At 73.6% G+C, this 11,701-nt stretch carries 12 protein-coding genes and 1 pseudogene; 6 read left to right on the forward strand and 7 right to left on the reverse strand.

All coding sequences use genetic code 11. From position 1 onward, the window contains the following. Positions 1-89: 89 nt before the first annotated feature. From trpA to trpC, 3 genes are read right to left on the reverse strand one after another with little or no spacing between them, the layout of a single operon-like run. Positions 90-890: a tryptophan synthase subunit alpha gene (gene trpA, locus ACN27J_RS08945; protein ID WP_421365075.1), complete on the reverse strand. Its 801-nt coding sequence runs from the start codon at positions 888-890 to the stop codon at positions 90-92. Then, positions 887-2,152 carry a tryptophan synthase subunit beta gene (trpB, locus tag ACN27J_RS08950; RefSeq protein WP_421365077.1) on the reverse strand — a complete coding sequence of 422 codons (1,266 nt, stop codon included), beginning with the start codon at positions 2,150-2,152 and terminating at the stop codon, positions 887-889. Before trpB ends, trpA begins: the two co-directional genes overlap by 4 nt. Beyond that, entirely contained in the window at positions 2,149-2,952 is an 804-nt protein-coding gene (trpC, locus tag ACN27J_RS08955) for an indole-3-glycerol phosphate synthase TrpC (RefSeq protein WP_421372160.1), read from the reverse strand. The genes trpB and trpC overlap by 4 nt, the downstream gene beginning before the upstream one ends. 435 nt (positions 2,953-3,387) lie before the next feature. Between trpC and ACN27J_RS08960 the strand changes: the two are divergent. Then, positions 3,388-3,630, forward strand: a pseudogene (locus tag ACN27J_RS08960) (hypothetical protein); the annotation flags it as partial. Between the two features lie 73 nt (positions 3,631-3,703). Here the strand turns inward: ACN27J_RS08960 and ACN27J_RS08965 are convergent. Genes ACN27J_RS08965 through hisI form a run of 3 tightly spaced genes read right to left on the reverse strand, consistent with a single transcriptional unit; the run spans position 3,704 to position 6,332 of the window. Next, a complete protein-coding gene (locus ACN27J_RS08965) occupies positions 3,704-4,336 on the reverse strand; it encodes a Trp biosynthesis-associated membrane protein (protein ID WP_421365079.1) in 633 nt (210 codons plus the stop codon). Beyond that, positions 4,333-5,889 carry an anthranilate synthase component I gene (locus tag ACN27J_RS08970; RefSeq protein ID WP_421365080.1) on the reverse strand — a complete coding sequence of 519 codons (1,557 nt, stop codon included), beginning with the start codon at positions 5,887-5,889 and terminating at the stop codon, positions 4,333-4,335. The genes ACN27J_RS08965 and ACN27J_RS08970 overlap by 4 nt, the downstream gene beginning before the upstream one ends. Beyond that, positions 5,886-6,332, reverse strand: a complete 447-nt coding sequence (gene hisI, locus ACN27J_RS08975; RefSeq protein WP_421365082.1) for a phosphoribosyl-AMP cyclohydrolase — start codon at positions 6,330-6,332, stop codon at positions 5,886-5,888. Before hisI ends, ACN27J_RS08970 begins: the two co-directional genes overlap by 4 nt. Positions 6,333-6,704: 372 nt before the next feature. On the opposite strand from hisI, the gene ACN27J_RS08980 reads away from it, so the two are divergent. The 4 genes from ACN27J_RS08980 to ACN27J_RS08995 all read left to right on the forward strand — a co-directional run bounded on the left by ACN27J_RS08980 (position 6,705) and on the right by ACN27J_RS08995 (position 10,218). After that, positions 6,705-7,961 (forward strand): hypothetical protein, encoded by a 1,257-nt coding sequence (locus ACN27J_RS08980; protein WP_421365084.1) that lies wholly within the window; start codon positions 6,705-6,707, stop codon positions 7,959-7,961. 109 nt (positions 7,962-8,070) lie between these two features. After that, positions 8,071-8,811: an ABC transporter ATP-binding protein gene (locus ACN27J_RS08985; protein WP_421365086.1), complete on the forward strand. Its 741-nt coding sequence runs from the start codon at positions 8,071-8,073 to the stop codon at positions 8,809-8,811. Further along, a complete protein-coding gene (locus ACN27J_RS08990; RefSeq protein WP_421365087.1) occupies positions 8,808-9,563 on the forward strand; it encodes an ABC transporter permease in 756 nt (251 codons plus the stop codon). Before ACN27J_RS08985 ends, ACN27J_RS08990 begins: the two co-directional genes overlap by 4 nt. Before the next feature lie 28 nt (positions 9,564-9,591). Then, the gene (locus ACN27J_RS08995) at positions 9,592-10,218 is read left to right on the forward strand and encodes a TetR family transcriptional regulator (protein ID WP_421365089.1); all 627 of its coding nucleotides are present in this window, start codon (positions 9,592-9,594) and stop codon (positions 10,216-10,218) included. A 16-nt stretch (positions 10,219-10,234) separates the two neighbouring features. Here ACN27J_RS08995 and ACN27J_RS09000 read toward each other — a convergent pair whose 3' ends face one another. Next, positions 10,235-10,984, reverse strand: coding sequence for a DUF2470 domain-containing protein (locus tag ACN27J_RS09000; protein ID WP_421365091.1), 750 nt, complete (start codon positions 10,982-10,984; stop codon positions 10,235-10,237). 74 nt (positions 10,985-11,058) lie between these two features. On the opposite strand from ACN27J_RS09000, the gene rpsD reads away from it, so the two are divergent. After that, on the forward strand, positions 11,059-11,670 hold the full coding sequence (gene rpsD, locus ACN27J_RS09005; protein WP_421365094.1) for a 30S ribosomal protein S4: 612 nt from the start codon (positions 11,059-11,061) through the stop codon (positions 11,668-11,670). Positions 11,671-11,701 lie beyond the last annotated feature (31 nt).

The raw sequence follows: 11,701 nt of genomic DNA on the forward strand, positions 1-11,701 counted from the left end.
CGAACCAGGGACCCCCGGTCGCCAGCGTCAGGCGTGTCGCCGGCTCACCGGGGCACCACGCCCTGCCGCGCCGGGCCGCCGAAGCCGCTTCACCGGGTCACCGCGCGTACGCCGGCGGCGAGCTCACCGCTGAGCGAACGCAGTGCGGCCAGCCCGGCGGGCAGATCGGTCGCGTCCAGCAGGCACCGGATCAACGCGCTGCCGACGATCACCCCGTCGGCGAACGAACCGACCTCGGCCGCCTGGGCGCCGTTGCCCACCCCGAGACCGACGCCGACCGGCAGGTCGGTGACCTGGCGCAGCCGGCCGACCAGAGTCGGTGCCGCGCCGGAGGACTGCTCGCGGGCCCCGGTGACACCCATCAGCGCGGTGGCGTAGACGAAACCCCGGCAGTGCCGCACGGTCATCGCCAGCCGGGCGTCGGTCGACGACGGCGAGACGAGGAAGGTCCGGTCCAGGCCGTACGCGTCCGAGGCGGCCAGCCACTCGTCCGCCTCGTCCGGGATCAGGTCCGGGGTGATCAGCCCGGTGCCGCCGGCCGCCGCCAGGTCGCGGGCGAAGGCGTCCACGCCGTACCGCTCGATCGGGTTCCAGTAGGTCATGGTGACCACCGGCGCGCCGGTCGCGGCGACCGCCTCGATGATCCGCAGCGCGTCCGCGGTGCGGACCCCGCCGGCCAGGGCGATGTCGCTGGCCCGCTGGATCACCGGGCCGTCCATCACCGGGTCGGAGTAGGGCAGCTCGACCTCGATGACGTCGACCCCCGCGTCGACCATCGCCCGCATCGCGACGATGCTGTCGTCGACGCTGGGGAAGCCGGCCGGCATGCAGCCGACCAGCACGGCGCGGCCCTCGGCCCGGGCCTTGTCGAACGCCACCGAGATGCTCATCGGTCCTGCCCGTCGAGAATGCCGAAGTAGGCGCCGGCGGTGTGCACGTCCTTGTCGCCGCGGCCGGAGAGGTTGACCACGATGGTCGGCTCGCGCCCCAGCTCGGCGGTGAGTTCCGGGATGATCCGCAGGGTGCCGGCGAGCGCGTGTGCGCTCTCGATCGCCGGGATGATCCCCTCGGTGCGGCAGAGCAGCTGGAACGCCGCCATCGCCTCGGCATCGGTGACCGGCTGGTAGCGGGCCCGGCCGACGTCGTGCAGCCAGGCGTGCTCCGGACCGACCGCCGGGTAGTCCAGGCCGGCCGAGATCGAGTGCGAGTCCAAGGTCTGCCCGTCGGCGTCCTGCAGCAGGTAGGTGCGGGCCCCGTGCAGCACCCCGGACGCCCCGCCGGTGATGCTGGCCGCGTGCCGGCCGGTGGCCACCCCGTCGCCGCCGGCCTCGAAGCCGTACAGCCGGACCTGGTCGTCGCCGACGAAGGCGTGGAAGATGCCGATGGCGTTGGAGCCGCCGCCGACGCAGGCGGTGACCGCGTCCGGGAGCGCGCCGAGGCTGTCCAGGCACTGCGCGCGGGCCTCGTCACCGATGCCGCGCACGAAGTCGCGGACCATCGCCGGGAACGGGTGCGGGCCGGCGGCGGTGCCGATCAGGTAGTGGGTGTGGTCGACGCTGGCCACCCAGTCGCGCAGCGCCTCGTTGAGCGCGTCCTTGAGGGTGCGCGACCCGTTGGTCACCGGCACCACGGTGGCGCCGAGCATCCGCATCCGGGCCACGTTGAGCGCCTGCCGTTCGGTGTCCACCTCGCCCATGTAGACCACGCATTCGAGGTCCAGCAGGGCGGCGGCGGTGGCGCTGGCCACCCCGTGCTGACCGGCGCCGGTCTCGGCGATGATCCGGGGCTTGCCCATCCGCCGGGTCAGCAGCGCCTGGCCGAGCACGTTGCGCACCTTGTGCGCGCCGGTGTGGTTGAGGTCCTCCCGTTTGAGCAGCACCGTCGCGCCGACCTGCGCGGACAGCCGCTCGGCCCGGTAGAGCAGCGACGGGGTGCCGGCGTAGTCGCGCAACAGCCGGTCGAAGTCGGCCCGGAAGGCGTCGTCGGCCATCGCCTTGCGGTACGCGACGTCCAGCTCGTCGAGGGCGGCGATCAGCGCCTCGGGCACGAACCGTCCGCCGTAGCGGCCGAAGTGGCCGGTGTCGTCGGGCAGCGCGGCGGGCCGCGCACCGGTGCCGGGCGCGTCGACGCCGGTGGCGTTCGGGGCGCTCATCGCACCGGCCTCGGCGTCGCCGGGTGGTTGCCGGCGTTGACCAGCTCGGCGACCGCGTCCCGGGGGCTCTTCTGGGTCACCAGGCCCTCACCGACCAGGACGGCGTCGGCGCCGGCCGACGCGTACCGGATCAGGTCGTGCGGCCCGCGCACCCCCGACTCGGCGATCTTGACGACGCTGTTCGGCAGCCCCGGCGCGATCCGCTCGAACACCGACCGGTCCACCTCCAGGGTGCGCAGGTCACGGGCGTTGACCCCGATGACCTGGGCGCCGGCTTCGAGGGCCCGGTCGGCCTCCTCCTCGGTGTGCACCTCGACCAGCGCGGTCATGCCCAGCGACTCGATCCGCTCCAGCAGCCCGACCAGCACGTTCTGCTCCAGCGCGACCACCATCAGCAGGACCAGGTCGGCACCGTAGGCGCGGGCCTCGTGCACCTGGTAGCTGGAGACGATGAAGTCCTTGCGCAGCACCGGCACGTTGACGGCGGCCCGTACGGCGGTGAGGTCGTCCAGTGAACCACCGAACCAGCGCTGCTCGGTCAGCACGCTGATGCAGCGGGCGCCACCGGCGGCGTACTCCGAGGCCAAATCGGCCGGGTCCGGGATGTCGGCCAGCGCACCCTTCGACGGCGAGGCCCGCTTGACCTCGGCGATCACCCCGACCCCGGGCTTGCGCAGCGCTGCGCAGGCGTCGATCGGCGGTGGCGCGGCGGCGGCGAGCTCACGGATCCGGCTCAGCGGGACCAGCCCTTCGCGGCGTTGAACCTCGGCTCGGACGCCGGCGATGATCTCGTCGAGCACTCCGAGCGCCGGCGCCGACGGTCCGGCGCTGTCCTCCTGGTCAGCAGTCACCAACGGACTCCCCTCTCCGGGTGTCATGCGCCCGATGCTAGGTGGCGGCGCAGGTGAGCTGGAGTCGGGGGTATGGCGCGCCTCACCATCTGGGCTGGGGCATAATGCCCATCTTTTGTGAGAAGAGCATCACCCACCGTGCCAACGGCTCCCAGCGGGCCGGGCCACCCGGGCAGCACCGGACCCCATCGACGCTGATCATATCGTGTCGGCGGCGCCGGCTCCGCTGTGGCGCAGATCAACACCGGCGGTACGGGTGCCACCCGCCCCGTTGGGCGATAGTTGACCTGCGGGTCACCACCGTGAAACAGCCCCCGGTCAGCATGGGGTTCGGGCAGACTGGTCGGCGGTAGCCGCCGGCCGCGCAACCACCTGGGGGACGCCATGAGCAGCACACCACGGGACGCCAACGTCGACCTGATCGCCATCCCCCGGGCCGTGGTCTCGCTGGCCGCCGAGGTCGTGCACACCATGGAACGCGCCGTGATCGGCGATCACCGGGTACGTACCGCCAAGGGCAATGCCTGGGAGGCGATCTGCGCCGACCGGGCCCGTGCCCACCAGCGGGACGAGATCCGCCGGCTGGTGGCCACGCTCACCGCCGCCCGGTCCGTCGAGGTATCCGACGCCGCTGATGAGCCAACCGCCATCGCTGAAGCCGCCGCCGCAGCCGCTGAAGCCGCCGCAGCCACCGCAGCCGTCACCGGTCGGCGACCGGGTCGTCGTCGGTCGGGTCCTCGCCCCGGTCCAGAGCGTTCCACGCGTCCAGCGTCGATCGGCTAGTCCGGCCGCCCAGACCGGCCGCCCGGCCGTCGGCGCCCGGACCGGACCCGTCACCACCGGACCGGCTCCGCTCGTACCGGGCGCCCATCGCCGGCCAGTGCCGGGAGCGCAGCGCGGTGACCGACCCACCGGCGGCGAGCAGCACCGCACCGACCACCGTCGCCACCGGCCACTGCGGGGCCGACACGGTGCTGTCCGTCGTCGGACCGGCCGGACCTGCGCCAGTGAGCAGCACCGTCAGCCCACCGGCCGCCATCGCCACGCCGAGGACCGCGAGCAGCGCGCCGACCAGCCGCCGGGCCAGCCCTCGGGTGGCCAGCACCGCGCCGGTGCCGGCCAGTCCGACCAGGGCGACCGCCGGCAGCCACGGCAGCACGTCGGCACCGGTGCGGGCCACCTCGACCGCCGGCAGCGGCGCCGGGCGCCCGGTCACCTCGACCGCCCAGTCCCGCCCGGCCGCGTACAGCACCAGGCCGGCCCCGGCCAGACAGGTGACGACGGCGCCGGCCAACGCCCGCCCCGGCGCGGCCGACACGCCGGGGCCGGTCACCGGGCCGGACGCAGCGTCTCGGCGGCGGCGATCGCCACCAGCACCGCCGCCGCCTTGCTCTGCGTCTCCCGTTCCTCGGCGGCCGGGTCCGAGTCCGCCACGATCCCCGCACCGGCCTGCACGTAGGCGCGGCCGCCACGGATCAGCGCGGTCCGGATCGCGATCGCCATGTCCAGGTCGCCGCCGAACCCGAAGTAGCCGACGGTGCCACCGTACAGGCCCCGACGGGTCGGCTCCAGCTCCTCGATGATCTCCATCGCCCGGACCTTCGGCGCGCCGGACAGGGTGCCGGCCGGAAAGGTGGCCGCCAGCGCGTCGAACGCGGTCCGGTCCTCGCGCAGCTCGCCCACCACCGTCGACACGATGTGCATCACGTGGCTGTACCGCTCGACGGTGGCGAACTCGGGCACCTCGACGGTGCCCGGCCGGCAGACCCGGCCGAGGTCGTTGCGGCCCAGGTCGACCAGCATCACGTGCTCAGCGCGCTCCTTCGGATCGTTGAGCAGCTCGGTGGCGAGGGCGGCGTCGGCCTGCGGGGTGGCACCCCGCCGCCGAGTGCCTGCGATCGGGTGCAGCATCGCCCGCCGGCTGCCGCCAGCGGTGACGGTGACCTTGAGATGCGCCTCCGGCGACGAGCCCACCACGTCGAAGTCGTCGAACCGCAGCAGGTACATGTACGGGCTGGGGTTGGTCGCCCGCAGCACCCGGTAGACGTCCAGCGGGTCGGCGGTGGTGTCCCGCTCGAACCGCTGGGCCAGCACGATCTGGAAGCACTCACCGGCCCGGATCGCCTCCTTGGCCTCCTCGACGGCCTTGGGGTACGCGCCCGCGGCGGTGCGGCTACGGGCCGCCGGCCCGGGCGCACCGGGCGCGTCCATCATCGACACCATCGGTGGATTGGGCCGGGACAGGGCGGTGGTCATCGCGTCGAGCCGGCCGATCGCGTGGTGGTAGGCAGCCGCCGTGGTGACCGGGTCGGCCGCCGCCGGCAGGACCGCGTTGGCGACCAGGATCGCCGTACCGTCGAAGTGGTCGAGCACCACCAAATCGGTGGCGAGCAGCAACCCGAACTCGGGCAGCGCGAGATCGTCCTCGGTGTGTTCGGGGATCCGTTCCAGCCGGCGGACGAAGTCGTAGCTGAGGTAGCCGACCAGGCCGCCGGTCAGCGGCGGCAGGCCGCCGACGGGGTCGGTGTCCGGGGGCGGCCCGGTCAACGCGGCGACGGTCGCCCGCAGCACCTCGACCGGGTCACCTTCGGTGGGCAGCCCGTCGGGCGGGTCACCGAGCCAGTGCGCACCGCCACCGGACTCGGTCAACGTCGCCGCGCTGCGTACCCCGATGAACGAGTAGCGCGACCAGGCGGTGCCGGCCGACCCGGCGCCCTGTTCGGCGGACTCCAGCAGGAAGGTGCCGGGTCCGCCGGCGAGCTTGCGGTACACCCCGACCGGGGTCTCGCCGTCGGCCAGCAGCCGCCGGGTCACCGGCACCACCCGGCGCTGCCGGGCCAGAGTCTGGAAGGTCGGCTCGTCCGGGCTGACCGTACCGGTGATCATCGATCCTCCTGGGGGTCGGTGATGGTGCCGGTCACCGGCAGATCGTCGAAGAAACAGTTGCCGGCGCCGGTGTGGCAGGCGGCACCGACCTGCTCGACCGTGACCAGTACCGCGTCGCCGTCGCAGTCCAGCCGCACCGACCGCACGTACTGGTGGTGCCCGGAGGTGGCGCCCTTGACCCAGTATTCCTGCCGGCTGCGCGACCAGTAGGTGGCCCGCCCGGTGGTGAGGGTGCGGTGCAGCGCCTCGTCGTCCATCCACGCCATCATCAGCACCTCGCCGGTGCCGTGCCGCTGCACGACGGCGGCGACCAGGCCGTCGGCGGTGCGGCGCAGCCGGGCCGCGACGGCCGGATCGAGCGCGGAGCGCCGTGGCGGGTCGCCGGGCGTGGGCCGCCGGGCGGTGGTCGGTGGGCCGGCTTCCGGTTCATCTGGTACGGACACAGTGCCCGATTGTTCCGTACGCCCGGACCGCCGTGGCGCGGCGTCCGGCATGCGGTGTCGTGAGCCCGACAGCGGTCGGCCGGAATCGACGGTTCGGGGGCTGTGCCGGTGCGGCATCAGGAGTACCTTGGCGGTGCGCCGCCACGGTCCAGGTCTGCGGGCACACCCACTGCTCGGCGGACCCGACCCCGGTGCCCGCCGATCGCACCTTTCCGCTCAGGTTCCACGCCTGAGCCGGTGATGTGTGTCCGCCGGGCCTGTCGGCCGTGGCCGGCGCAGCGAGTCGGCGCACCACCCAGCACCACGCCCGTGCGGACGGCTCCGGTCACCCCGGGACCGGGTCGCCCCGCCGAAGCGGACGGAGGATCAGCAATGCAGCCCACCCCCACCCCTGCGCACGCCGGGCCGGTGAAGCCGGACGAGACCGGCACAGGTCCGGGTCCCGTGCACGGCACTCCCGTACCGACGCCCCGACCCGCCCTCGACGACAATCCGATCAACGAGGCGACGACGGAGATCCCGATGATCGTGCCGAAGCCGGCCCACCGCAACGGCCCGAGCCCGTTGCCGCCGATCGCCACGCAACTGCTCGGTGGCGTCGGCGAGGCGGCCGGCGAACCTACCGGTGACTCCGGTGACTCCGCTGACGACGACCGGGACGCGCCGGCTGCCGCAACAGCGCCGGCCCAGGGCGTCCCGCCGACACCGGCAGCCGGCCAGGCGCAAGGCCAGGCGGAGGACGGCCAGTCGGCAGGGCAACGGGCGGAGACCGACGCCGAACCGGCCGGGGAGGATTCCGGGCCGGTCGAGCAGGACGCCGCAGCCGACGACCAGAAGGCCGCAGCTGACGACCAGGACGGGAACGGCGTCGGGGATCCGACCGCCGGCCCGGACGGCCCGGACGGCCCGGACGGCCAGGCCGTCGCGGCCGACGAGCCGGCCGACACCGATGTTCCGGCGGACCAGACGGTCGAGCCCGATGAGACGGCCCAGCCGGATGGGACGGACGAGGCGGACCGGCCGACCGCCGCGGCGGCGGACCCGGATGACGACGAGCGGTCGGGACCGACAGCCGAGACGGACGACGACCCGGCCGAGGACGAAGAGACCGTCACCGCGCACGGCGACGCCGGTGATCTGTTCTACGCCGCCGCCGACGACGACTTCGACGACGAGGACGAGGACGAGTTCGACGACGATGAGGACGACGAGGACTTCGGCGAAGATCCGGAGGACGACGAGGACGACGAGGAGCGGGCTGCCATGCTGACCACAGTGGAGGAGTCGACCGGGCCGGCGGCCGGGCACGACGACCAGCCGGCAGTGGCCCGGCCGGCGAGACCGGGCGACGTGACGCTGCCACCGATCACCATCTGGACCGAGGACGCCGCCGACGAGTTGCGCGACGAGTGGCACGAGATCAAGGCCCGGTTCGTCGACGAACCGGAGGTCGCCCTGGCGCAGGCTCAGTCGCTGGTCGGGCACACCGTCCGTACGCTGGCCGAGCGGCTGCTGGCCGAGCAGGTCGAGCTCGACCCGCACCGGCACAGCGAGACGCCGGACACCGAGTCGATGCGGATGGCGTTGCGGCAGTACCGGGAGTTCCTGGACCGGCTGCTGGCGATCTGACCGCTGCGGGCGGGGCGGTCCGGTTCCCGCCCCGCCCGGCCGGGTCGACCTGCCGAGATAATTCATCTATCGTTGAGTTCTACAGCTGATGAGTTATCCGGAGGCAGCCATGGACCCTGTCGTCGAGGTCACCGACCTCGTGGTCGACCGCGGCCGGCGCCGCGTGCTGCACGACATCTCGTGCACCGTGGGCAGCGGCAGCGTCACCGGCCTGCTCGGCCCGAGCGGCAGCGGTAAGAGCACCCTGATGCGGGCGGTCGTCGGCGTGCAGACCGTCCGGTCCGGACAGGTCCGGGTGTTCGGCCAGCCGGCCGGGGCACCGCAGCTGCGGCGTACCGTCGGGTATCTGACCCAGGCGCCCAGCGTCTACGCCGACCTCACGGTCCGGGAGAACGCCCGGTACTTCGCCGCGCTGTACGGCCTGCCGGCGGCCGACGCCGACCGGGCCGTGGCGGACGTCGGCCTGGCGGCCGCCGCCGGGCAGCTGGTCGCCGACCTGTCCGGCGGACAGCGCAGCCGCGCCTCGCTGGCCTGCGCGCTGGTCGGCCGCCCCGAACTGGTCGTGCTCGACGAGCCGACCGTCGGCCAGGACCCGGTGCTGCGGGCCGAGCTGTGGGCCCGGTTCCACGCCCTCGCCGCCGCCGGCACCACCCTGCTGGTCTCCAGCCACGTGATGGACGAGGCCGGCCGGTGCGACCGGCTGCTGCTGATCCGCGACGGGCGGCTAGTCGCAGACGACACCCCCGCGGCGGTGCGCGCCGCCGCCGGCACCGACGACCTGGACGAAGCGTTCCTGCGGCTGATCCGGGACCGCCAGCCGACCGGCCCGAGCCGAGGAGCAGACCGGTGAACCCGAGAATCCTGGCCGCCACCGTCGGCCGCGTGCTGCGCCAGCTGCGCCACGACCGGCGTACCGTCGCGCTGCTGGTCGTCGTACCGGCGCTGCTGTTGACCCTGCTCTACTACATGTACGGCGACCAGCCGGCCACCGGCGGGCAGCCGGCGCTGTTCGACCGGGTCGCGCTGATCATGCTCGGCGTCTTCCCGTTCGTGATCATGTTCCTGGTGACCAGCATCGCGATGCTGCGCGAACGCACCAGCGGCACCCTGGAACGGCTGCTCACCACCCCGCTGGGCCGGCTGGACCTGCTGTTCGGCTACGGCATCGCGTTCGGGCTCGCGGCGGCTGTGCAGGCCACCGTGGCCAGCGCTGTGGCGTACTGGCTGTTCGACCTGTCCACCGCCGGCAGCCCGGCGCTGGTAATCGCGATAGCGGTGCTCGACGCCCTGCTCGGCGTGGCGCTCGGCCTACTGTGCAGCGCCTTCGCCCGCACCGAGTTCCAGGCCGTACAGTTCATGCCGGTGGTGGTGATCCCACAGCTGCTGCTCTGCGGCCTGTTCGTCGCCCGCGACGAGATGGCCGGCTGGCTGGAGGCGGTCAGCAACGTCCTGCCGCTGTCCTACGCCGTGTCGGCGTTGACCGAGGTCGGGGCGTATCCGGAGCCGACCGCGACGCTCTGGCGTGACCTGACCGTGGTCGCCGGGGCGGTGGTGGCCGCGTTGGTGCTCGCCGCCGCGACGCTGCGCCGCCGCAGCGGCTGAACCCGACGCGACAGGAGTAGCGCGACCGATGGCACGACGCACCGGCCGGCGACCGGGCAACCCGGACACCCGCGAGGCGATCCTGACCGCCGCCCGGCAGGTCTTCGGTGAACGCGGCTTCGACCAGGCGTCGGTACGCGCCATCGCGGCGGCGGCCGGCGTGGACCCGGCGCTGGTGCACCACTACTTCGGCACCAAGGACAACCTGTTCCTGGCCGCGATGGACGCGCCGGCGGATCCGGGTGAGCTGCTTCCACAGGCGTTCGCCGGCGGGCCCGAGGAGGTGGGCGAACGGCTGGTCCGACTGGTGCTGGGGGTCTGGGACTCGCCGGCCGGAGTGGCTGCCCTGGCGCTGCTGCGGTCGGCGTTGACCAACGACTGGACCGCCCGGCTGATGCGCGAGTTCGTCACCACCCAGATCATTCGACGGGTGCTCGGTCAACTCGACCTGGACCAGGCGGAGCTGCCGGTCCGGTCCGCCCTGGTGGCCTCGCAGATGGCCGGCCTGCTGGTGGTCCGGTACATCCTGCGGTTGGCACCGCTGTCCACCATGGCGGCCGACGAGGTCGCCGCAGCGGTCGGTCCGACGATCCAGCGCTACCTGACGGGGCCGCTGACCGCAGCGGCCGGGGCGGCCGAGACGACGTCGGGCTGAGCCCGCGCCGCCCGCGTCAGGCGGCGGCCGGTGGAGCACAGCGCCGGCAGAGCACCGGGTGCAGCAGGCGGGCGAGTTCGGCGCGGTCACGTACCGGGGCCGGGAAGGCCAACCGGGCGCGCGGTCCGTGCGGGCCGAGCGCGACCACGAACCCGTACCGGTCCATCCGGACGACCTGCGGATCCCCGGCCAGCGACCGGTGACCGGCGTCGCGCAACTGCCGGCGGATGAACGCGGTCATCTCGGCCCGGTGGTGGTCGGCGAGGTCGACGAGCAGCTCTGACTCGATGGCGCCGATCGGGTCGGGCTCGGCGGCGGCGTACTCGTCCGGGTCGACGTCGATGGTGACGCCGCAGCGTTCCAGCCGGACCTCGGCCACCTCCATCCGGTACATGGTGGCACCCCGGCCGACGTCGAGCAGGTCGGGGCAGGCGTGCACGTCGGCGAAGTCCAGCGCGGCCATCCGGGCGGGGGCGCCGTCGAGTGGGCCGACCCAGCCGGACACCCAGACCCGGCCGTGGGTCGGCGAACCGGCCACCGGCGGTACGTCGGCCACCTCCAGCACCACGGCGGTGTCGTCGGTGCCGGCGACGGGTCGCAGCGCGCCGTCGAGCAGGTCGGACCCGGCGGCGAGCAGCAGGATCCGCCCCATCGGGTCGGTCGCGTGCCGTACGGCGTGCGGTCCGGGGCGGCAGGCGACATGCGCCATGCCGGGCAGCCGGCCGGATGCCATCGTCCGGGCGATCTCCGCGGGACTGGGCTGCATGACACGGACCTCCGAGATCAGTTAGGCTCACCTTAGTGAGGGCAGGCTAACCTACTGAACCCGGAGACGTCCACGTGAACCACCCACGACCCAAGGCGCGAATCTCCCGCGCCCTCGGCATCCCGCTGACCCGCAAGTGCACCCGGTACTTCGAGCGGCGCCCGTACCCGCCCGGCGTGCACGGCCGCGCCCGCCGCAAGCCCTCCGACTACCAGGTACGGCTGCTGGAGAAGCAGCGGCTACGGCACCAGTACAACGTCAGCGAGACCCAACTGCGGCGCGCCTTCGACGACGCGGTACGCGGCACCGGCAAGACCGGCGAGGCCCTGGTCACGCTGCTGGAGCGACGCCTCGACGCGATCGTGCACCGGGCCGGCCTGGCCCGCACCATCTACCAGGCGCGGCAGCTCGTCGCCCACGGCCACTTCACCGTGGACGGCCACAAGGTGGACCGGCCGTCGTACCGGCTGCGCCCGGGTCAGCTGGTCCAGGTCCGGGAACGCAGCCGGACCAAACCGCCGTTCCAGATCGCCGCCGCAGGGGCGCACGTCGGCGAGGGGCCGGGTGCGCCGTACCTGTCGGTCAGCCTCACCGAACTGACCGCGACCCTGGTCCGCGAGCCCGCCCGCCGCGAGGTGCCGGTCATCTGCGACGAGCAGCTGGTCGTCGAGTTCTACTCCCGCTGACCCCGGCCGCCGCTCCCGCCGGACCCGGTGA

It is taken from the genome of Solwaraspora sp. WMMB762 (assembly GCF_049179115.1).
Lineage (GTDB): Bacteria > Actinomycetota > Actinomycetes > Mycobacteriales > Micromonosporaceae > Micromonospora_E.